A 21,731-nucleotide genomic window follows, 5' to 3' on the forward strand; every position below is an offset into this window, starting at 1 on the left:
TCCTCTCAGTTGATCATCACCATGGAGCCCTTGACGGTTGTCTGACCGCCCGAGCTGATTTCAGCGGTCGCCGATCCCTTGACGGTCAGACCGGTCTGCGCTTCGGCATTGACATTCATGCCGCTGACGCTCGCATCCCCGGTGGCGGTGATGTTCACCGCACCATCGGCCGTCAGGGAAATATCGCCGGGACTGCTCATGGTGATCCCGCTTTCCGCCAGCTCCAGCTTGTTGCCGGTCAGGTCTTCGAGGGTCACTGTCTTGGCATCATCATCCAGTGTCATCTTGTGTCCGCCCGGCGTTTCCAGCGTGATGATCTTCTTCTCCTCATCGAACTGCAGCTTCATGGCCTCGCGGGTCACGATCCCCTTGATGAAATTGTCAGCGGTTGCCGTGGCGGCCTGTGGCGCGGTGGCGTTATGCAGCGACCCGACGACAACCGGCGCATCGGGGTCCGCGTTCAGGAAAGCCACAAGAACCTCATCGTCGATTTCCGGCATGAACTGGATGCCTGCCTCGCTGGATGCATAGGGCTGGGCATAGCGTGCCCATACTTCGGGTGCTGGATCGGCAACCATGGGCAGGCTGACCTTGATCCGCATCTTGCTGTCGGGGTCCTCATCAAGCTTAACGACCTTGCCGACCTGTAACCCGTGGATCGGCGCGGCCAGACCCGCGGCACTTTCGCCAGCAAAGAAATCCGAATCGACGTTCCAGTTGTCCGGCAGGCCCAAAAGCGCTTCTGTCGTCCAGGTTCCGTCTTCAATCAACTGCCTCACGCCACCAATATACGCGTTGCCTCCGAAGCGATCGCCCATGCCTGAGATTTCGATCACCACCCCCGGCACCGCCTTGCCGGAACCCTGAAACACGCAGGAGCCCTGAATCGTCGCAAGCCCGGTGCGCATCGTGCGGGCGTCGGCCACGATCTTCAGGTCTGCCGATGGAATTTCCCGCGCAGTCGCCAGCATATGTTCGCGATCACCCAGAACCTCGGCAAGATCGCCGGGTTTATAGGTGCCCCAGCTTCCCATGGCCGGTGTCGTACCGGTTTCCGACACCGGTTCCTGAGCGGTCGAATCCCAGGCCCGGGCTTCCGCCCCGCCCAGCGATGTCTGCGCATCGACACGGGCGTCAAAGCTGATCATATCGACGCCCAGCGTAATGGTCAGTACAGCGGAGCCACTGGTATCGGGAGGTGCCGACGTCACCGTGCCATCGCTGATGGTCAATACGTGGCCCGAACGGTCTGCGATACTGCGCAGGTAACCCCAGTCGGTGCAGCCTACGCGCACGATGTCACGCGCGGTGTCGGTTGTGGCCGTCACATCCGCCGTCAGCCCGGCATCCGAAATAATCTGGCTCATCACGTCGCTGTCCTTCTTGGACAGATACTGCGCAGATTTCCGGGTATGGGTCAGCTTGGCGGCCTTGTCGATGCAGTTCACCTCCAGCCTTGGCGCGCCACGCGACACCCGCAGGCGGACGGAGACGATCACGCCTGTGAACAGCTCCTGGTCACTGCCGCTGCCGTAGGCGGCCGCAAAGGATATCTCCTTGCCGATCTCGAAATCGGTGCCGTCGGAGGCCGGAAATTCGTTTTCCGCGACAGAACCGGTCATTAACACGAGCTGTGCCTCGGGTATGCGTCCAACCCCGGCATCTACCTGCACCCGGTAGATCTGGTACTCATCCGAAATCGCCGAACCAGCCACCTTTACGGTGACTGAGATCGGCCCGTCCGCGCCCTTTGTTGAACTATCTGCCATCTGGTCCCCTCATCGCATCGGTGGAAACCGCAAAAGCGTGTTGGGTTGCAGATCACGAAAACTGTCCAGCTCATTGATCCGGGCGATTTCGAGGTACTTGGTGACGTCCTTGTAGACCCGCTGGCACAAAAGCGGCAGGGTGTCGCCCTGTTGAACCCGGATCACGTGGGTCATGTCGGGTGACTTGCGTTTGGCCTCGCGGGCTTCTTCTGCATCGGTCTTTGCCTCGACGAAATCCAGCTTGATCTTCGCCCTGAGTGCGGAGCCATCGGGATGGAACAGATTGTAATCGACACTGAGCGACGTCAGACGGCCATAGAATGCTTTCAGACCCTTGCCCCACAGGATTTTCACCGGCGTTGGTTCGTGCTCATCCCCATCGTAATCATAGGCAATCGATCGCAGTTTATCGACCTGCTGCGCCACGGTGACATTCGCTGCATCCGCCACCACGCCCGTGCCATCGAGCACGATGCTGAAATTCAGCTTTTCAGGCTCTGAACTGGCAAACTTCGCCACCGGCGCGGATTTGCCCAGCGCCCCACCAGCACTGCTGCCTTCGCCGGTGCCCGAATACTTCAAACCGAAGGTATGGGAATAATCCTGCGGGTTGATCGTCGCTTCGAAGGTGTTTGCAGCGCCCTTCTGTTCCTTGATCTGGCCATTCTGGATCTTGCAGCGGATGATTTTCAGCTTGGCCATGGTTTACCGGTCCTGGGACCGTTGCGTTGCATCTGCGATCATCTCGCGCACATCTTCCAGAATGTCGCGCCGCATCTCTGCCAACTGCCGCGCCGTCTCGGCACGTGTTTCCTGCGGATGTCGCGGGCTGGGGCCAAAATGCCCTTTCACCACCAGCGATCCGATTTCAATCGCCATTATTTGTCCCTCTTGAGTGTTGTGGCCGCCAGTTCGATGGTCTCGATGGCCAGCTCGTTTTTCATTGCGTCGAACCCGCCGACGGACCACTTGATCGGATAGGCATTGCCAATCGACCATGTGGCGACCGGGTCGCCCTCTTCATCCAACAGCGAAATCACGAGGTTCTTGGGTTCTATCTTCTTGGCAAAATCCCCCTCCAGCGTGTTCTTGCACCATTTGACCAGGCCACTTGACGAGGCGGTCAGCCCACGTTTCAGCACGATGCTGTTGCGTTTTGCGGGCTTGGGCAGCTGATGCACAAATCGGTTCTCGCCGCCCTCCACCAGGGGCTCCACCTCGATCGAGGATTCCAGCCCCGACACCTCCTGAAAGGCGGCGTCGGAGATGGAAGGCCCGGACCCGGTGAAACTCACCGAGAAATGGAAGGCGACAGGCAGATCAAAGTCGCTCATGCGGGGTTATGCGTTCTCGATGACAAAACCCTCATGCGCGATCTCGATGCTTTCGACCGCAACCTCGTTGCCTTCGGCTTTCAGGTCGGTGCCCGTCACCTTGACCGGGAAGGCGTTCTGCACTTTCCAGACCATCGTGGGGTTCTGACCTTCGTCCAGCAGCGAAATCGTCAGTGCCTTGCGGGTAATGGTGTTCATCTTGATCTCGGCGAACCAGTCCCAGATGGCGTTGTCCTTGGCGAACACCCCTTTCTTCATGGTGATATTGCCTGTCTTCAGCATGCCCGGCATCTTGATCGTCGAAAACACCGGGTTGTTGCCCGCCCGGTATTCGATGGGCTGGGTTTCGATGTCGAGGCCCGAGACCTCCTGAAACGCGAGCTCGGTGTCGTCCCATTTCACCTGGAAATGAAACTTCGGGAGCGGCCAGATCGCCTGCGTTTGTGCGGAACCGTCGTCTGCCATGTTTAAATATCCTCTCTAAAACTTATGATTTCTGCATTTGCTGCTGGAAGGTGATCTCGATGAATTCCGCAGGCCGCGTCACGGCGACCAGCACGGTAATCCGCAAGATGCCTTCCAGAATATCCACCGGCGTCATGGTCTCGCCCAGACCGACATGTACGGAAAATGCATCTGTCGGCACGGCGCCTGCCAGCCCCCCCTGCTTCCAGATCGAGGTCAGGAAGTTCTCAATCATCGACTTGATCGTGACCCAGGTCTGCGCGGTGTTGGGCTCGAACACATAGGCTTTGGAGGCGAGCCGGATCGATTCCTCGATCATGATCATGGTGCGGCGCACGTTGATGTAGCGCCAGTCCAGCGAATTGCCGTCGAGCGTCCGCGCGCCCCAGACCAGCGTCCCCTCACCCACGAAAGGCCGGATCGCGTTGATCGACTTGCCGGTGGTGGAGACGTTGAGGTTCTCCTGCTCCTCGTGGCTGATGTTCACCATCGGCGCCACTACGGAGTTCAGTGAGACATTCGCAGGCGCTTTCCAGACACCGCGGCTGTTGTCGACCATCGTGTAGATTCCCGCCATCGCCGAGGACGGTGGCATCGAGTTCATGTAGCCGGTGATCTCGTTCATCACTTCGGTGTAAAGCGGCACGACGGCGCGCAATGTCTTGTCAATGGTGGTCGTTGAGGGGCTGCCCTCTTCAACACCGTCCTGACTGTCATTCATCAGAATGCGGATCTGCTGTGCTGGCTGCACCACGCCCCCCACTTCGATGGTGTAGCTCACCGAGGCTTCCGGCCCCACGAAGGCAGGATCGGGTGCAAAGGTGACCTTGCCACCGGCGCCGACTTTCCACGACCCCACGCCTTCGACGGCCTTTGCTTTGCCGCCTTCGCTATCGGCGTCGACCAGTTTCACGCTGGCCTTGTCACCATCGGGGTGATCGGCGGGCACATCGACAACCACCGAGGTGCCCGCGGCCACGGCTGGCGCATCCAGCAGACCGCCCACGACCTCGACGGCAATGGTCAGCGCATCGGTGGCAATCTCGTTCTCGTCGCTGACCACCAGATCGAACTGGCCCGCGTTGCCTTTCGCGGCATCGTGGATAAAGCTCACCTCGCCCGCTTCCAGCTGCGCCTGGGTGAAGCTTTCAACCGCGTCGGTGGTCCCGGTTTTCACCAGCTTACCGGCCATGCCGTCTTCGTCGCCTTCCACGGAATAGGTCAGCCCGGCGGCGTCGCTCTCGTCATCGGTGGCGGTGATGTCGGTCGTGGTCAGCGGGATGGTGCCACCCTTCGGCACCGACAGGGTGAAATCGCCCATCACCGTCGGCGCGGAAATCCGCTCGATCTCCTGACGCAGCTCGTCGGATTTACCCACCGAGCGGCGCATCAGTCCGATCAGCGTCTTGCGGCTGCCGGGGTCGATATTCTCGAAGGTGAAATCGCGCGACTGGTAGATCGAACTGTCGAGCCACGGGTAATAAGCCGCGCCAAAATCAAGGTTGTTGATCCCGATGTCATTACGGAAGGTCGCCACCGGGTTTCCCAGCGGATCGGCCTGCGGCAGGTACCCGCCCGACATATCCAGCAGGGCAAAGCGGTTCTTCATGTCGTTGCCGCAATGCTTCAGCATGGCCTGTTGTACCTTTAACGCGTTCTGGCGGACCAGCCGCGTGGTCTCGGGTATCACCACCATCGTCGGCTCAGGCTCTTTCTTCAGCCGGGTGATCGCGGTCAGCATCGCGTCGGCGTCGATCTCGTCTTCATACGACCCGATCGAGGTGACGTAGCAGGCACCGCCGCCGTTCTGGAAGAACAACCGCATCGCCCCGTAAAGCGCAAAGGCCGCGTTCTTCTGGACCAGTTCGAATTTCTCCGCCCCGCGTGGCCCGACGGTCGTGAAAACGGCCCGGGGCATCGTGGGTTTCTTGTCCGCACCATCTGCAGAAAGCGGCGAGACGCCGTCAAATTCGGCGAAGGGCTTGATTTCGAAAACCGGTTCCGGCGCGCCGCCAAAATAGCTGTGAAACTCCGACATCGACGTGATCCGCCACGGTGTGCCCGCCAGCGAGACATTCCCGTTCATCGCTGTTTCGGTATAGCCGATAAAGGCCGGTACCGCAGTTGCCACCTGAACGACAGAGTTGGGAAACGCACTCTTTTCTACGACATATACACCGGGGGTCTTCATAGCCATTTTCAGCTCTCCTTTACCAAAGCGTGACGAAAATATCGGATTGCAGACGCATCGGCGCGCCAGCTTCTTGAATGGGTTTGAACGGGGGGGCGGCGCCGGGCAGGACGGCGATCAGAGTTTCCGGGCCGAACGGGCCTGCCTTCTGCAAGGCAAACCGTTGGCTGGGACGCGCGCGCGCCGCAACAGCCCGGGTGGAGCGGATCACCCGCACCGGACGTCCGTCGGGCAGGTCTGCGAGGCCCAGATCCTCGAAAGTCACGTCGCCTTCACTGTCAATGACTTCCAGTCCGTCCAGGCTGGTCTGGCCTGTCAGATGGTATGCCCAAAAGGATTCTTTCGCGGTCAGCGACAGCGTGACCTCCCGCTGGCCCTCCGGCGGCACGGCAATCTGCAATGTGGCGAGAACAGCTTCAAGGCGAAGCGTGTCCTGCGGCGTTTCCGGCGCATCGACATCACTCAGCCGCACGGTATCCACGTCCAGCGGCACCGACAGCGATATCGGCGCACCCCATACCGCCCCTTCGGTAACCTCGATCACCTGCGGCGTGCGCGCGCCCAGCGTCAGGGTGATCCCGGCAGGTCGCTCTTCCATCGCGTCATCGACCAGGACGATTGTCACAGCGCCCCTCTGACGCAAAAGGCATCCCGCGACGTCGAAATCACGCGTATCGGCAGGGGCAACGGTCAGCGGCGGCACATCGTTTCCGAAATAGGCATGCGCCAGCGTAAGGCGCAGTATTTCGGAATACCCCATCAAACAGATTCCGGCTCGGTACGCTGGGAGGGTGCCGTGATCTGCGGTACCACGCTGGTAACAGCGCCTGCATCAATCAGGACCGAGCGCATCTTGAACATGATCGACGGCGTGTAGCGCCCGCCGAGATTGGCCCAGACCTGCGCGATTTCGTCGACCTTGAGATTACTGACCTCGACGGTCAGCTGCGACAGGCCAAGTGGCATCTCTGGTGTGTTCTGCGGCGTGAAGACGGGGCGCGACTGAAAGAACATCAACGCGGCCGAAATCAGCTTCAGCCCTTCTCCGTACAAATCCGCGTCATGGCCGGATGCCACCATGAAATAGACATCCATATGCAATGGCGGTGCCTGGTTCAGCTGCCCGACAATGCCATCGCGACGGGACCGCGGCACCGCATCGTGAGCAATATTGGTGAGGAAAACCACCAGTCGGTTGCGCGCCGGCTGCGCCAGCTTTCCCTCGGCGTCGGCAAGGGGCGACAGGCTGACCAGATCTTCGGGCACTGAAAAGTGTGTCCTGAGGTGATCGTTCAATCGATCACGTACAAGTTGGAGTGCCTGGTCGATCATCGAGTATTTAGAGCCCACCACCGGATTGTATTAACGGGTACCGACATGGTTTACTTCAACCATAGGTTTGCCTCACCGTAACCGGGAGTTGTAGAAAAGCAAGCTTCCTTTCCCTAACGGAAGGTTAACGCGCCCGGGTCAGTCCTTTAACAATTCCAGACAAGATCAGACCGGTCACTAAAAACCAAAGCGAAACATAAAGATAGGTGACCAACAGGAATTGCGCGCTCTCGTTTTGGGAAATCACGATATTCGCGCGCCCAACGATTTCATCCGCACCAATGACCGACGCCGTGGCGGACGCCATGATGATGATCAAGAAGTACTGAAGCCAGGCAATGGTAAAGATTTCGCCGGCACCGCTAACCCCCGCACGCCGCTGTTCGAAGAAGCCTTTCGACTGGTCCGAGGTGAATCCGATCACCGGAAAGGTCAGCGCGAGGGTCGCCTTGATCCACAGCGGCACCGCCATAATCGTGCCACCGAATTCCACTTCGCTGGGGATCATCGACGCCATGTAGAACAGCAACACGAAACTCGGCACGTTACGGCAGACATTCGTGCCAAAATGCGACAATGGCCCCAGCCCTGACACCCGTCTGGCGCGCAACCAGCCCAGTACAGTGCCAAGAACGGTGCCAAACCCCATCGACAGGATCGAGATCAGCAGGTTGGTGGCAAACCCGCGGGCTAGATAGCCGGTGTGATCATATAGCACTTCGATCATGGCCCGGTTCCCACCACCCAGCGACGGGCACGGCGAAACAGCCACAGGACACCCAGCACCAGCAAGAAGTAGAATACCAGAAGCCCGTTCATGAAGGTGCTGACATCACCACCTTCCGACACGATCAGGTTGACGGTTGAGACCAGCTCCGCCAGTGCGATTGCGCTTGCCATGCCAGCGGCTTTCACGATGTTGACGCAGGCCGCCACCAGACCGTCGAATGCCCGTTGGAAGGCGCCGGGCAGCAAAGTCCAGACCCCTTTTTCAGGATTTAGCCTGCGCTCCTGCTCCAGCGCGTGGGCGATCAGCACCGCATTGGTAGAGCCTGCATAGAGCGACAGGATGAGGGCGGCGGTCGTAAATGCACCGGGCGTGATCAGCGAAGACTGCGACAGCACGCCCCCCAATCCGAAAAAGACGATGTACATCTGCAAAATGGGGGGCGTCATCCGGGCCAGGGTGACCAGTGCCTTCTGCGGCAGTAACAGCATACGCGCCCACAGGCCCCGCCCGCGCAACGACGCGTCCATCACTCCCAACCCCAGGCCGACCACCAGCGCTCCGATGATCGCCACGGCGGACAGGGTCAACGTCAGGCCCAGCCCGCGGATCAGACGCCCCCGGCTGTAAGCATCGTAAAAGACAGTGAGGTCCACCCCCGTCGCGTCCTCAAGATCCGCCACCCACGGCGGTGGAGCCCCGGTTTCGGCAACAGGCGGAAAAGGCGGCGCGCCAAGGCAATCGGGCGGCAACGCCCCTTGCCGCATGTTGCAATAGGACGGTGTGCCCTCCGGTCCGGTTTGCGACCAGGCGGCATTCAACGCCTGAAGATAGGCGCTTTCGCCGATGTTCCACTTGCGCTCCAGCGCCAGCAGATACCCGGTTGCATGCCATTCACCGATCATATCGGACACAAACCGCCCGAGCGGAGCGTCGCGTTCTCCGATGGCAACGCCGATGGCCCATGGGGTGACAAGGATACGGTCCTCCATGACGCTGTAGTTGGTTTCGGGATTGGCCAGCACCCGCTGCACCAGCGCCGTGTCGTCAAAGGCCCACCCGACGCAGCGCCCGAACGACAGTGCCATCTTGGCCTCGCGGTTGGCCGGAAAATATTTGCCATCCACGCCGTATGTTTCTTCGAGCGTGCGGTTGTAATAGGAGCCTTGGGTCATGCAGACAGGCAGGCCGCGCAGTTCCTCCCAGCTCTGGTAATTGCGGTCGATTGGCCCGTAGGCGACAACGCCGCTGGAGTAGTAGCTCGGCTCCAGCAGACCAGCCTGACCCCGCCGGGTGACTGTGTCGCCCATCGTCGCGATGACAACATCCACGACACCCTGATTGACCCGCGATAGACGGTTCGATGCCGTGACCGCAACCAGTTCCAGGTCAACGCCCATCCGGTCGGCCAGCGCGCGGGCCAAATCAGGTTCCAGCCCGATGATCCTGCCCTGCGCGTCCAGCATACCCCAGGGCGGATAGTCGGTTTTTACGCCAACTATCAGCGCGCCGCGTCGCAGGATGTGTTCCAGCCGCCCGTTGGTCTGGTCCGGCAGCGCGACGGATTTCAGAGTTGGTTGAGCCAGTATCGGGCCCGCGACAAAGGCGCAGATGATCAGGACAACGGTCAGAAACCGGATCATGGTACGGCCACCGCGATCAGCCCGTAACCCAGCGACGCGGGACACATGCGCGTCAGGATACTGTCGATCCAGCGCAGCGGCGCATAGGTGGTCAGAAGGCTCTCCGGCAGCACACTTTCGGCACGGATCATCGCAATCTGGAATCCTGCCTCGGCAAGCTCGGCGGTCAACCGCGCCGGATCAAAAAGCTGGTAGGGCAGGGTCACCCGCGTGCCGTCCATCGTCCGCGTGTACCGGATCAGCCCCGCCGCCCCGGAGCCCGCCTGTTTCTGTTCGGCAAGAAACCGGCGCGCCTTGTTCGGAACAGATATCAGCAAGCGGCCGACCGTCGGTTTGAGCAGGTCATGCATCTGTTGCAGCGCGACAATCCGGTCCGACCGGGATTCGATATGCGCGAGTACACCAAAGAGACACAGCACCAGATCGGCCTGACCTTTTTGCTGCACATAGGTCGCCAGACTGGTCGGATCAGGGCCCAGCACACTCAGGTCATGCCATCCCAGTTCCTTCGCACGCTCCGACAACATTTCCAGCGCGACGGGGTTGATGTCGTAACCGGCTGCCTGCTTTACCTTGCTCTTGAGCCGCAGCAGGTACCGCCCGTTGCCGCAGCCGAAGTCAACGACATGCGCCTGTTCGGGCAACAGTGTGAGGATCCGGCGCCATGTTGTGATGTTGGGGTTGGGATAGCGGCGATCGTAATGTCCGGAGCCGAAATACAAAAGGTAGGACCGGGTTGTGAGATCGGGACTGTCCGGCTCGGGAATTTTGCTTTGGCGGCCCATCAGTTCGGCGCAATCGCCCCGGACCCGAGGGTGTTTTCGATCCGCTTGCGCCATTCCGTGTCACGCATCCGAACGATCAGCGCGCTGTCGATGGCGCGGCGCAGGAAGTCGCTTCCATTGGCCCGTGAGATTGCCCAGCCGTATGGCTCGTTTCTATAGACACTGCCCTGTACCGTGACCTGCCCGTCATAGGGAGACCGCCGGGACAGATAAGACAGGGCGATCCAGTCACCAAGCACCGCATCCACCTTGCCCGTGTAGAGCTGTTCAACGGCGCGGTCCCAGTCACGTGTCAGGACAATGCCGCCAGAAAGCCCATCATCTTCCATGGTGAACATGGTTTGGCTGTGATCATCGTTTTCATCGCATGCCAGCCAGGCTGCGCGTTTGTCGAGCAGGGATTTCTTTTCCGCGCCCGCGTCCACTTTTGCAGAGGCCTCAACATATTGCTCGCGCAGGAACTCCTGCGCCGTGGAACAGCGCAGGGTCGCGATCCTGAGGCCGGGCAGCGCCTGCGCATCAACCGCTGGGCTTTCACCAATGGCGCCCACAAAGGCAGAGGTGATCACCCCCAGGATCATCGCAGACAAGGCCGTACCGACCACGGCCATCACCATCTCGAAAATCTTCCCCAGCAAGGTTGCAAACCCGTCGCCCACACCCTTCAGTCCCGACGTCCGCGCGACCGCTTCCAGTGAATAGGCCATCCACGTCCGCACCGGACCCGCCGTTTTGCCGTCTCCAAGCTCCACCGGGACGCTGCGCATCAACGCCCGCAGCAAAAAAGCTGTGACAAGATTCAACAGTAAAAACAGGATGATCGCGCGGGCCACTGTGGGCTGAAAAACCGTTTCGACAATCGTTTCGATCGCGACCTCGAAATCAATGGCGCCGGTCTGCGCGACGGCCAGCGTCAACCCGGATGACAGGTACTGCTGACTGAAATCATAGCGCCGCATCCGGTCCGCCGTGATCGTCAACGGCGATATCACCACGTCTATGGTGCCGCCGCGCAGGCCAATTTCCTGCTCGTCAATACTGTCACAGACAACAAACGCGGTTGTCCGGTCGATATCCGTCGAGACGGAGTGCCACAAATCCACGGCAAAACCGCGCGGCATGCCGTCCGGGCCGGTGTAGGTAAACGGTTCTGCCGACCGGATCGCAACAACAAGATCGTGATCGCCTTCGGGGGCTTCGCAGGCCCGTGAGGGCGACGCTGCAAGGAGAAATAGCAGGAGGAGCGGCAACCAGAAATGCCGCGCCAATTGGCTCACACTGTTCACGCAAATTCCCTTCCGGCAGGCTGTGCGCACGACACGTCTTGGTAATTCGGGTTCACCCTATGGTGGAATTTTGCGAACGGGCAAGACTTTTCCGTGCGTGCTTCAAGGAATGTGGCGAGGGTGATATTACCATGTCAGTCGACTTCAGCGCCTATTCCGAAACCGTTGAATTTGTATCCGGTTCAAGCGACGGAACGATCGCGGGCCCGGTGGTCTCCGCATCGGTATTGGGTTTTTTGCCCGGCGCATCGGCGGCTTCGCCCGCTTGTATTCCGGTGCGGAACGCCTTGGACCCTCCCACCACCGCGCTTGCACCCGCGCCGAGGAACTCGGACAGGGAGCTTGCATCCAGCCCCGAGATCATCAGCGCAAACGCCTCCACCGCGTGGGCGGCGGTGGCGAACATCATCAAGCCCTTGCGCAGGAGCGGCCAATTGGTCTCTTCGCCCATGCAATTGGCCAGGAAGGTGGCGATGGAGCGGAGCGATTTCGCCACACCAAAGACCAGCAAAGGCAACTGCTTGAACCCGTCGACATGCGAGGCACCGACCAGCGCGCCTGCCGCTTCCAGCCCGCGCATCACGTCGACGACCTTGGCCTTGATCCCCTTATTCTCCGGCTTGACCTCGATCGCCATCAGGATGCCACGCGCGAATTTCACGCCACCGACGATCATTCCCATGATCGCGGGGATCGCGCCAACGCCGCCGGACAGGACACCCGCCGCAAGGGCGACACCGAAGGTCAGGGCACCTTCAAGCGCGACGAGTCCGCCTTTAACGCGGTCCAGTTTCTTGCTCGACAGGGACGGCCATTGAAACCGCTGGAGAACATCGCTCGACGCTTTGTATTGCGTCACTAACATGCGGTTTCCGACACTTATCGCGCCGTGCGGAGCCATCTTGCATTGCAGGGTTCCCTGCCAGTTCGCATAGGCTGCGGGGGACATCGACGCAATTGCCATGCCATCCAATGCACACTGTATCGGACCCTCGTGGCCTGCAAAGGGCCGCTGCCCGCGCCCTGCCGACATCAGCTGGAACAACCCAATCGACGGTGTCCAGAACGTAGCGCCATCGGCCTGGCGTTGATAGGTGGCGGTCCGCGATGCTGTGCCTGCCATCAATCCCGCGCGACCGGAAACGGCTTTGGCCTGAACCGGTGTCGACAGCGCCTTGGCACCCATCTCGTCCGCTTCTTTTTCCAGACTGGCGTCATCATTGATCTGCACGCCGGTGGCCTTCAGCTGCTGCGTGGGCCTTACGCGCCCCTGCGCCTGCTGAACCACATGCCAGGCTTCATGCGGCAGGTGCTTTTCCTGCCCAGGGCCCAGATGAATGGCGCTGCCCTGTGCATAGGCATGTGCACCGACCTTTTCAGGTTCCGACGAGTTGTAGTGAACGTGAACGCCGCTCATATCGGCGCCGGACAATGTTTCAATGCCACTGCGCAATTGATCCGGCAGCCCTTGCCCGCCGCCAGAATTCTGACCCACCGGCGCGGTGTCGTTGCCCGTAGATGTGCGCTGCGCAATGCCCCTGCCCGTCCAGCTTTGAAGTTGTGCGACGACAGCGCTTTGGTCCGCCCGTTGCTGCAAGGTGGCCAAACCGGTATCCGCTGCGACAGCGCGCGTGGCGCTGGCGGGGTCTGTTTCCGGATCAGTTTTTGATTTCGCCGCGATGTCTCGTGGTGCACTGCGTTCGGACGAAAATATCTGAGCCATCAAAGTTCCCCTTATGGTGGCACCCTAGCACCGGATTTCCCCTGCGTCATTTGATCTTTGGTTAAGAGATTCCTAATGCAGCGGGTGCTAGGGAAATCCAATCCCTGTGACGGTCACTATGCGGCGTGAACCGGGTGCACAGATGCAGCAGCCCGCGCGGCGGTCGCTCACGCCGGACCGCCAGCGATACACAATTGACCCGGTTAGAGCCTAGTCACCGGACCATTCAGGCATTGGCTTTTTTGAGATGAATGCCTGAATTCCCGCTTCTGTATCCCGGGCCATCATGTTTTCGGCCATGGCGGCACCGGTGTAGGCATAAGCGGCTTCCAACCCCATTTCCGATTGCTCATAGAAGGCATTCTTTCCGATTTTGACGGCAACCGGCGACTTGGACACGATCTTGGCCGCCATCGCCCGGGCGGCGTGTGACAGCTCATCCTCGGGCACAGCCTGATTGATCAGACCCATTTCAACAGCACGCGCGGCGGGTTGAAATTCCCCCAACAGCAACATTTCCATCGCCTGTTTGCGGGTCAGGTTACGGGACAGCGCAACCATCGGCGTAGAACAAAAGAGACCGATGTTCACGCCTGACGTCGCAAATGTGGCCGTGTCGGCGGCGACGGCCAGATCGCAGCTCGCAACCAGCTGACAGCCGGCCGCTGTTGCAATGCCCTGCACCTGTGCAATCACGGGCTGCGGCAACCGAACTATCGACATCATCATCCGCGAACATGTGGCGAAAAGCGCGTTGAAATATGCTTTGCCACCATCGGCGTCCCGACGGCGCAGAGTCATTTCCTTGAGGTTATGCCCCGCGCAAAACTGTGTACCGGCGCCCCGCAACACAACGGCTTTGGTGGATTTATCCGTTGCCAGTTCGTCCAACGCAGACTGCAACGCCGCCAGCATCTCCTCGGACAACGCGTTGAGGGTTTTCGGACAGTTCAGCGTAATCGTCGCAATTCCATCGGATCGTTCCAGCAAGACCGGTGCGTCGCCCTGGGTCATGGTCACCTCTTTCGTGATAAACGCCACGGTGACCATCAAAGCTGGAATTGCTCAGATACGCAACGGGGACGTGTGGTCCGGGTCAGATCGCTCGGGCGCAGGCCCTTGCCACAGGTTATGCGGCACCGGGTCCTTGGCCCTGAAGAGAAACAACCGGGCGATCTGCCCGTAAGACCGGTAGGCGTAGCCACCATTACGCGCCAGAAATTCCGCCCGCCGCGCGTTGTAATAGCCCTGCAGCTGATACCATGGCATGCGTGGGCAGGCATGGTGCACGGCATGCAGGTTGTTTTTCAGGAAGAGGAACGACAGCAGGCCACGATCCTCGATAATCACGCTACGACACCGCGCCTTTTCATGCGCCCTGTGTTCCAGAAAAGTCCTGATCTTGAGGATCGAATGGCTGAAATAGGCGCAGACGACATAGAGCCACAGAGGCATGTTCGACACCGTGATCCACCAGATTGCGACCGGGACAAGGCCCATGATGTGGAACGCGTAGGCGTTGATGATATTGCGCTCCCCCGACATCATTGCCTTGAAATCCGCCTTGTAGAAAGTCCCCAGGCCAATCGCCGGCCCAACAAGGATGCGACCGAGCAGCGTGTTGTTCCATCTGTAAAGAGCGCGCCGGATGCCACACCAGCCTGCCCAGATAGCGGGATCGACAAAGTTCGTCTCCGGGTCGTCATAGGGGTCTGTCAGGGCCGGATCATGGTGGTGCGCAAGATGCGTGTCACGAAACCGCGGGTAAGGAATTGCCAGTCCCAACGCCGGAAAGACCATGGCCGTGTTGACCCGCGCATCCCTGAAGGGGTGGCCGTGCAACACTTCGTGACTGAAGGAGGAATAGAGCGTCAATGATAAGGTCAGGATCAGGCCGGCAGCCGATGCCCCCAAGACATCAAAACACGTGGTGGCGATGGCAAAGCCCACATAGCACATCACACCTATTGCCAGCGTCGGCCATTCGATCGACCGAAGCTGAGCATACATTCTGGCCTTCAACTTTTCTTTCCTTTCAATGCTGTGACGGCGAGCAGCCCCGTAGATCATTGTCAGCAGGGTCAGAGGTGCCACAAGAGCGTGAATTTGTGATCCATACGTTACTTTCGTCATGTATTTGCTAGGTTGTTGTGTTTTCGCATCTGTGCGGTAAATTCACATCATGGATAAACGTGACCTTTCCTCCAGCTTCAAAAAAAGGCTCGCGCAGGTGCTTGCCTCTCACCCGGCAGGCAAAGGGCAGTTTTTGAAAGCCACGGGCATTGACCGATCGGCGCTGAGCCAGTTCCTCAACCCGGACTCCGACCGGTTACCCCGCGCGGAAACACTGCGTCGCATTGCCCGTGTCAGCGGCGTTTCGGTCGACTGGCTGCTCTGTCTGGAAAATGCGCCCGAAGGACGGCAGGAAGTGGCAGAGAGTGTCCAGATTGAAAAGGCCGTGCAGGCAGATGGCTCCACGCCTCTGGACCGATGGCGCAGTGAAGCGTCGGGTTTCAAACTGCGCTATGTGCCGTCAACGCTGCCGGACATGGTCAGCCTGTCGCCTGAACCGAATGTCGAAGTGACCGATGCGCGGGGCGGTGGTGTCGAAAACGTGCTGGGGCAGATATCGCTTGAGGATATGGACGTCGAAATTGCCATGCCGGTGCAAACCCTTCAGGATCTGTCCGGTCGCTCCGGTCTTTGGCGTGATGCAGAGGCTTCGGAGTGCCGGGCGCAGCTGGCCTATATGGCCCGCGTGTGCCGCGAGAATTACCCCGCACTTCGGCTGCATTTGTACGATGGCACACAGATCTTTTCCGCGCCCTTCACGGTTTTCGGCAAACAGCGCGTCGCGCTCTACATCGGCGACGCGTACCTCGTGGTCAGCAGTCCGGACCAGGTGCGTGGATTCGCGAAACAATTCGACCGGCTGGTGCGGCGCGCGATCATCAGCTCTGACCGGGTACACGAGATGATTTCCGACCTTGCCAGCGACGTGAAAGGTTAAGCCCCGCCCCCGATGACCGATCGGGCAATCACAATCTTCTGCACGTCAGATGCCCCCTCGTAGATCCGTAATGCCCTGATCTCACGATATAAAGTCTCGGTAATGCAACCAACACGCACGCCATCTCCGCCGTGCAGCTGAACGGCCTTGTCAATCACACGCTGTGCCTGGTCGGTAGAAAACAGCTTGGCCATCGCGGCCTCGCGGCTGACCCGTGGTGCGCCCATGTCTTTTGTCCAGGCCGCGCGATACACCAGCAGCGCCGCAGCATCAACATCCACAGCCATATCCGCGATATGACCCTGCACCATTTGCAGTTCTGACATTGGCGCGCCAAAAAGCTCTCTGGTACGCACCCGGTCAAGGGCGGCATCCAAGGCCCGGCGCGCAAACCCGAGGGCCGCAGCGGCAACAGTCGACCGGAAAACATCCAGAACCGACATGGCGATTTTGAACCCTTCGCCCGGCAGGCCGATCATCGCGGGCGCATCGAGCTTCACATCTTCAAACGACAGGCGTGCAAGAGGATGCGGCGCCATCACATCAAGCCGTTCGGCAACGGTCAGGCCGGGCGTATCGGCGGGAACAAGAAAGGCAGACAGCCCCTTTGACCCTCCGGCCGCATCCGTGCGGGCGAAAACTGTATAGACGTCTGCTATCCCACCATTGGAGATCCACGTTTTTTCGCCATTCAGACGATATCCGTTGCCGTCCGGAACAGCCGACATCTCGATATTCGCAACGTCAGACCCTGACCTGGGCTCCGATAAAGCAAAGGCCGACAGCTTTCTGCCGGCCCGGGTTTGGTGCAGCCATTCCCGGTGCTCGGGCGTGCCAAAAAGCGACACCGCCCCCATGCCCAACCCCTGCATGGCAAAGGCAAAGTCGGCGAGCCCGTCATGGCGCGCCAGCGTCTCGCGGATGAGGCAAAGGCTGCGCACATCAAGCGTGCCCGGATCGTCGGGGTCGATGGCCGAATGGGCCAACCATCCCGCTTCCCCCAGCATCGCCACAAGGGATATGCAGGCCGCATCCGTGTCGGCGTGATCCACACTGCCAAGCCGGTCACGGCTCCAGTCATCCAGATCGCGAGCCAGCGTGCGATGCCGGTCCTCAAAAAATGGCCAGGACAGGAATGAGCTATCCGGCATCGCTCAATTTCCCTCGAACACGGGTTTTTCACGGGCGACGAAAGCCTCGTAAGCGCGCCGGAAATCCTGCGTCTGCATGCAAATCGCCTGCGCCTGCGCTTCGGCTTCGATGGCCTGATCCAAGGTCATGGACCATTCCTGATTGAGCATTGTCTTTGTCATCATATGTGCAAAATTCGGCCCGGTAGACACTGTTATTGCGAAATTCACCGCTTCTTCTTTCAGGTCCTTCGCGGCGATCACGCGATTGAAAAACCCCCATGCTTCGCCCTCGCCGGCAGTCATCGACCGCCCCGTATAGAGCAACTCTGCGGCCCGCCCCTGTCCTATGATACGGGGCAGCATCGCACAGGCGCCCATGTCACATCCGGCCAGACCCACCCGCGTGAACAGGAAAGCCGTTTTCGCGTCGGGTGCTGCGAACCTGATGTCCGAGGCCATCGCGATGATGGCCCCTGCCCCAACGCATATGCCCTCGACAGCGGCGATGACGGGCTTGCCACACTGCAACATCGCCTTGACCAGATCGCCGGTCATGCGGGTGAAGCGCAAAAGATCCTTCATATCCATGTCGACCAGCGGACCAATGATGTCATGCACATCACCGCCCGAGGAAAAGTTGCCGCCATTCGACGCAAAAACAACCGCCGTTGTCTTGTCGTCATAGTTCAGATCGCGAAACCAGTCGCGCAGCGCCGCGTAGCTTTCGAAGGTCAGCGGGTTTTTCCGGTCCGGCCGATCCAGCGACACGATTGCGACAGTACCCTCGACCGTCAGATTGAAGTGCTCCGGCATCAATCCTTTTCCTCCAGTTTATCGGTGATCCGTCCCAGGCGCGTGTGCACGGTGCTCAACCCCTGCGCGCCGATCGGCGACAAGAGCTCATCGACCCACTGTTCATGAACAGCGGCCATTTCATCGAACATCCTGCGCCCGTTGCCCGTCAGCAACACCCGCATGGCACGGCGATCCCCCTCGACGCTGCGGCGCTCGACCAGACCGTCGCCCTCCAACCTGTCGACGATCCCGGTGACGTTTCCGTTCGACACCCTGAGCACGCCGGACAGATCGCTCATTTTCATGCCTGCCTCTTCCCGCCGCAGCGCGGCCATGACGTCGAACCGCGGCAAGGTGATGTCCCATGTCCGGCGCATGCGTTCTCTCAGTTCCGCCTCGATCATACGGGTTACCTTCAGCATGCGCAGCCAGACACGCAGGCGATCCTTGCTGAGATCAGAGGGGAGGCTGGTTGTGTCCGTCACATGACTTCTCCGCCGGATATGGAAATGGATTGACCCGTGACCGCAGATGCGCCCGCCCCGGACAGCCACAAGACAGCGTCCGCGACCTCCTCGGGTTGCACAAACCGCTGTTGGGGGTTGCCGGACGACAGCGCCTTCTCCGCCTCTTGCAGACTTCTGCCTGTCTTGGTCATGATGTTTTGCACGGAAGCGCGCAGCATCGGTGTTTCGGTAAATCCGGGGCAAACGGCGTTGACGGTAATAGATGTCCGCGCAAGCTCTAGCGCCAGGGATCGGGTCAGCCCGACAACAGCATGTTTCGCCGCGACATAGGCACTAACATAGGGATAACCCTTCAGTCCTGCCGTAGAGGCGATGGCGATCAGGCGGCCATCGTTCACCTCTGACATCTGAGCGAGAGCCGCCTGATAGATGTTGAAAACACCCGTAAGGTTGACCGAAAGCATGGTGTTCAGGTCATCCGCCGTGGTCTTCTGGAACGGTTTTGAGGTCGACGCACCGGCATTGGCCACAATGATTCGAGGGGTCCCGGCAGTGGCAATCATCCGGGCGCAATCATCGGCGTTTGTGACGTCGCCGGTGACCGCATGAATGTTTTTCGATGTGTTGGCGAGGGCCTCCAGAGGGTCGGCGCGACGCCCGGTTATCCACACCTGTACACCCTCGGCAGCCAGCGTTTTGGCCACGGCGGCGCCTACCCCTGTGCCGCCGCCGGTAACCAGGGCGCGGTGTCCCGTCAGGCTGCTCACACTTGTTCCTCGGACATCTGCGCTTCCTTGTCAGCCAGACGCCAGGCCTGATCGCGTCCCGCGATATAGGGGTCAGGCCATTTCTCGGTCCGGTCGCCAAGATCCGTCGCCGCGCGCAGCAACCAATAGGGGTCGGCCAGATGCGGCCGCGCGAGGCACACGAGATCCGCCCGCCCCGCCATCAGAATGGAATTGACGTGATCCGGCTCAAAGATATTGCCGACGGCCATGGTGGCCATATCGGCCTCGTTACGAATCCGGTCGGAAAACGGGGTCTGGAACATACGTCCATAAACCGGCTGCGCCTCAATGGAGGTTTGCCCGGCTGACACGTCGCAGATATCGACGCCGTGGTCGCGAAAGGCTTTGGCGATCGCGACAGCCTCTTGGGGCGTGACCCCAAGGTCACCAACCCAGTCGTTCGCCGATATCCGCACGGACATCGGGCGTTCCGCCGGCCATGCCGCGCGTATCGCGTCAAACACCTCCAGCGGATATCGCAGGCGGTTTTCAAGGCTGCCGCCGTACTCATCGGTGCGCCTGTTCTGCATCGGCGTGATGAAGCTGGAAATAAGGTAGCCATGGGCTGCATGCAGTTCGATCATATCGAACCCGGCGCGCGCGGCGCGCTCGGTCGCGGCAACAAAAAGGGCTTTGATATCGTCCATGTCTTTCCGGGTCATCGGTCGTGGGACGGCATTACGCGGCGACCATGGCACATCGGAAGCTGCAATCAGCGGCCAGTTGCCATCTTTCAGAGGCGCATCCATTTCTTCCCAACCCAATTGCGTGGATCCCTTGGCTCCCGCGTGCCCGAGTTGCAGGCAAATCTTTGCTTCCGTCTCACCGTGCACGAAATCCACAAGGCGCTTCCAGGCCGCCTCCTGCGCGTCGCTGTAAAGACCCGGACAGCCCGGGGTGATCCGCCCGTCGGCACTGACACAGGTCATTTCGGTATATACAAGACCCGCGCCACCCTTGGCGCGTTCGCCGTAATGGATCAGGTGCCAGTCGGTCGGGGTCCCGTCGACGGCCTTGTATTGCGCCATCGGCGACACGACGACCCGGTTCTTCAGACGCATGTCGCGCATCTGGAATGGCGCAAAAATTGGGTGGCGCACGATGTTGGTGTCGCTCGCACCAGCCTGCGCCTGAAACCACTTTTCAGCGGACCCAAGCCATTCTGCGTCCCGCTCTCGCAGATTTTCGTGGCTGATCCGTTGTGATCGTGTCAGCAGTGAATAGTTGAACTGCACGGGATCAAGATCAAGGTAACGTTCGACTTCCTCGAACCATTCCAGAGAGTTTCGCGCCGCCGACTGCAGTTTCAGAACCTCGACGCGGCGCTCATCCTCATATTTGCGGAAGGCCGCTTCCATACTGTCTTCCTGGGTCACGTAATCCGCAAGCGCGATGCTAGATTCGAGCGCCAGCTTTGACCCCGACCCGATGGAGAAATGGGCCGTCGCCGCAGCATCGCCCATCAACACGATATTCTCGTGATGCCATTTTTCGCAAAGAACCCGCGGGAACTTGATCCAGGCAGAACCGCGCACGTGATTGGCATTGGACATCAAAGCATGCCCGCCAAGATACGTCGCAAAAATCCCTTCGCAGGTGGCGATGCTCTCTTCCTTCGACATCTGGGCAAAACCCCAGTTGTCATAGGTTTCCTGCGAGCATTCGACGATGAAAGTCGCCGTATCAGGGTCGAACTGATAAGCATGCGCCCAGACCCATCCATGTTGCGTTTTTTCAAAAATGAATGTGAAGGCATCATCGAACTTCTGATGCGTTCCCAACCATGTGAACTGGCATTTGCGAATGTCGATGTCAGGTTTGAAGTGATCCTCGAACTCCATTCGAGTCCGCGAGTTCAACCCGTCGGATGCGAGGACAAGATCGTGGTCTTTTGCCAGATCAGCCGCGCTTTCGACCACGGTTTCAAACTGCAAATCCACCCCCAGTTCACGGGCGCGTTCCTGCAGGAGAAGCAATAATCGCTTGCGTCCGATGCCGCAAAAGCCATGGCCCGTTGATACTGTGCGATGTCCGTCGTGAATGACGGCTATATCATCCCAATAGGCAAAATGCGCGCGGATCATCTCGGCGCTTCGGGGGTCGTTTGCAGCAAGATTTGTCAGCGTTTCGTCAGACAGCACAACACCCCAGCCAAAGGTGTCATCCGCCTTGTTGCGCTCCATCACGACAACCTGATGGTCCGGGTTCCGCAGCTTCATGGAAATGGCAAAGTAGAGCCCCGCCGGCCCACCGCCCAGACATGCAATCTTCATCGCCAGTACC

Annotated in this window: 21 protein-coding genes; 1 reads left to right on the top strand and 20 read right to left on the bottom strand. The window is 59.7% G+C overall.

Annotated features, from left to right (window positions below; genetic code table 11):
* Positions 1–5: 5 nt before the first annotated feature.
* The 15 genes from KX928_RS02535 to KX928_RS02605 all read right to left on the bottom strand — a co-directional run bounded on the left by KX928_RS02535 (position 6) and on the right by KX928_RS02605 (position 15,277).
* Positions 6–1,769 carry a phage baseplate assembly protein V gene (locus KX928_RS02535; protein WP_219498483.1) on the bottom strand — a complete coding sequence of 588 codons (1,764 nt, stop codon included), beginning with the start codon at positions 1,767–1,769 and terminating at the stop codon, positions 6–8.
* Between the two features lie 9 nt (positions 1,770–1,778).
* A complete protein-coding gene (locus KX928_RS02540) occupies positions 1,779–2,471 on the bottom strand; it encodes a LysM peptidoglycan-binding domain-containing protein (RefSeq protein WP_219498487.1) in 693 nt (230 codons plus the stop codon).
* 3 nt (positions 2,472–2,474) lie between these two features.
* Positions 2,475–2,648 carry a DUF5908 family protein gene (locus KX928_RS02545; RefSeq protein ID WP_219498489.1) on the bottom strand — a complete coding sequence of 58 codons (174 nt, stop codon included), beginning with the start codon at positions 2,646–2,648 and terminating at the stop codon, positions 2,475–2,477.
* Entirely contained in the window at positions 2,648–3,103 is a 456-nt protein-coding gene (locus tag KX928_RS02550; protein WP_219498492.1) for a phage tail protein, read from the bottom strand. The genes KX928_RS02545 and KX928_RS02550 overlap by 1 nt, the downstream gene beginning before the upstream one ends.
* A 6-nt stretch (positions 3,104–3,109) precedes the next feature.
* Complete coding sequence (locus KX928_RS02555; RefSeq protein ID WP_219498494.1) at positions 3,110–3,568, bottom strand: phage tail protein; 459 nt, start codon at positions 3,566–3,568, stop codon at positions 3,110–3,112.
* 22 nt (positions 3,569–3,590) lie between these two features.
* On the bottom strand, positions 3,591–5,765 hold the full coding sequence (locus tag KX928_RS02560; protein WP_219498497.1) for a cadherin-like domain-containing protein: 2,175 nt from the start codon (positions 5,763–5,765) through the stop codon (positions 3,591–3,593).
* Between the two features lie 13 nt (positions 5,766–5,778).
* Complete coding sequence (locus tag KX928_RS02565; RefSeq protein WP_219498500.1) at positions 5,779–6,519, bottom strand: hypothetical protein; 741 nt, start codon at positions 6,517–6,519, stop codon at positions 5,779–5,781.
* Positions 6,519–7,091 (bottom strand): Pvc16 family protein, encoded by a 573-nt coding sequence (locus KX928_RS02570; protein ID WP_219498504.1) that lies wholly within the window; start codon positions 7,089–7,091, stop codon positions 6,519–6,521. The genes KX928_RS02565 and KX928_RS02570 overlap by 1 nt, the downstream gene beginning before the upstream one ends.
* A 124-nt stretch (positions 7,092–7,215) precedes the next feature.
* Positions 7,216–7,818 (bottom strand): ABC transporter permease family protein, encoded by a 603-nt coding sequence (locus KX928_RS02575; RefSeq protein WP_219498507.1) that lies wholly within the window; start codon positions 7,816–7,818, stop codon positions 7,216–7,218.
* Positions 7,815–9,461, bottom strand: a complete 1,647-nt coding sequence (locus KX928_RS02580) for a transporter substrate-binding domain-containing protein (RefSeq protein ID WP_219498510.1) — start codon at positions 9,459–9,461, stop codon at positions 7,815–7,817. The genes KX928_RS02575 and KX928_RS02580 overlap by 4 nt, the downstream gene beginning before the upstream one ends.
* Positions 9,458–10,246, bottom strand: coding sequence for a class I SAM-dependent methyltransferase (locus tag KX928_RS02585; protein ID WP_219498513.1), 789 nt, complete (start codon positions 10,244–10,246; stop codon positions 9,458–9,460). Before KX928_RS02585 ends, KX928_RS02580 begins: the two co-directional genes overlap by 4 nt.
* Positions 10,246–11,532 (bottom strand): transporter substrate-binding domain-containing protein, encoded by a 1,287-nt coding sequence (locus tag KX928_RS02590; RefSeq protein WP_219498516.1) that lies wholly within the window; start codon positions 11,530–11,532, stop codon positions 10,246–10,248. Before KX928_RS02590 ends, KX928_RS02585 begins: the two co-directional genes overlap by 1 nt.
* 151 nt (positions 11,533–11,683) lie before the next feature.
* Positions 11,684–13,255, bottom strand: coding sequence for an eCIS core domain-containing protein (locus KX928_RS02595; RefSeq protein ID WP_219498518.1), 1,572 nt, complete (start codon positions 13,253–13,255; stop codon positions 11,684–11,686).
* Between the two features lie 210 nt (positions 13,256–13,465).
* A complete protein-coding gene (locus KX928_RS02600) occupies positions 13,466–14,269 on the bottom strand; it encodes an enoyl-CoA hydratase (protein ID WP_219498520.1) in 804 nt (267 codons plus the stop codon).
* A 51-nt stretch (positions 14,270–14,320) separates the two neighbouring features.
* Positions 14,321–15,277, bottom strand: coding sequence for a fatty acid desaturase (locus KX928_RS02605; RefSeq protein ID WP_257883488.1), 957 nt, complete (start codon positions 15,275–15,277; stop codon positions 14,321–14,323).
* 160 nt (positions 15,278–15,437) lie between these two features.
* On the opposite strand from KX928_RS02605, the gene KX928_RS02610 reads away from it, so the two are divergent.
* Complete coding sequence (locus KX928_RS02610) at positions 15,438–16,265, top strand: helix-turn-helix domain-containing protein (protein ID WP_219498523.1); 828 nt, start codon at positions 15,438–15,440, stop codon at positions 16,263–16,265.
* Here KX928_RS02610 and KX928_RS02615 read toward each other — a convergent pair.
* Genes KX928_RS02615 through KX928_RS02635 form a run of 5 tightly spaced genes read right to left on the bottom strand, consistent with a single transcriptional unit; the run spans position 16,262 to position 21,721 of the window.
* Complete coding sequence (locus KX928_RS02615; RefSeq protein WP_219498526.1) at positions 16,262–17,416, bottom strand: acyl-CoA dehydrogenase family protein; 1,155 nt, start codon at positions 17,414–17,416, stop codon at positions 16,262–16,264. The genes KX928_RS02610 and KX928_RS02615 overlap by 4 nt on opposite strands.
* Positions 17,417–17,419: 3 nt before the next feature.
* Complete coding sequence (locus KX928_RS02620) at positions 17,420–18,211, bottom strand: enoyl-CoA hydratase family protein (protein WP_219498529.1); 792 nt, start codon at positions 18,209–18,211, stop codon at positions 17,420–17,422.
* Positions 18,211–18,678, bottom strand: coding sequence for a MarR family winged helix-turn-helix transcriptional regulator (locus KX928_RS02625; protein WP_308342096.1), 468 nt, complete (start codon positions 18,676–18,678; stop codon positions 18,211–18,213). The genes KX928_RS02620 and KX928_RS02625 overlap by 1 nt, the downstream gene beginning before the upstream one ends.
* On the bottom strand, positions 18,675–19,427 hold the full coding sequence (locus KX928_RS02630; RefSeq protein WP_219498532.1) for an SDR family NAD(P)-dependent oxidoreductase: 753 nt from the start codon (positions 19,425–19,427) through the stop codon (positions 18,675–18,677). Before KX928_RS02630 ends, KX928_RS02625 begins: the two co-directional genes overlap by 4 nt.
* Entirely contained in the window at positions 19,424–21,721 is a 2,298-nt protein-coding gene (locus KX928_RS02635) for a bifunctional salicylyl-CoA 5-hydroxylase/oxidoreductase (RefSeq protein WP_219500066.1), read from the bottom strand. Before KX928_RS02635 ends, KX928_RS02630 begins: the two co-directional genes overlap by 4 nt.
* Positions 21,722–21,731 lie beyond the last annotated feature (10 nt).

Origin of the sequence: Roseobacter insulae (assembly GCF_019375555.1) — a bacterium.
Classification (GTDB): Bacteria; Pseudomonadota; Alphaproteobacteria; order Rhodobacterales; family Rhodobacteraceae; genus Roseobacter; species Roseobacter insulae.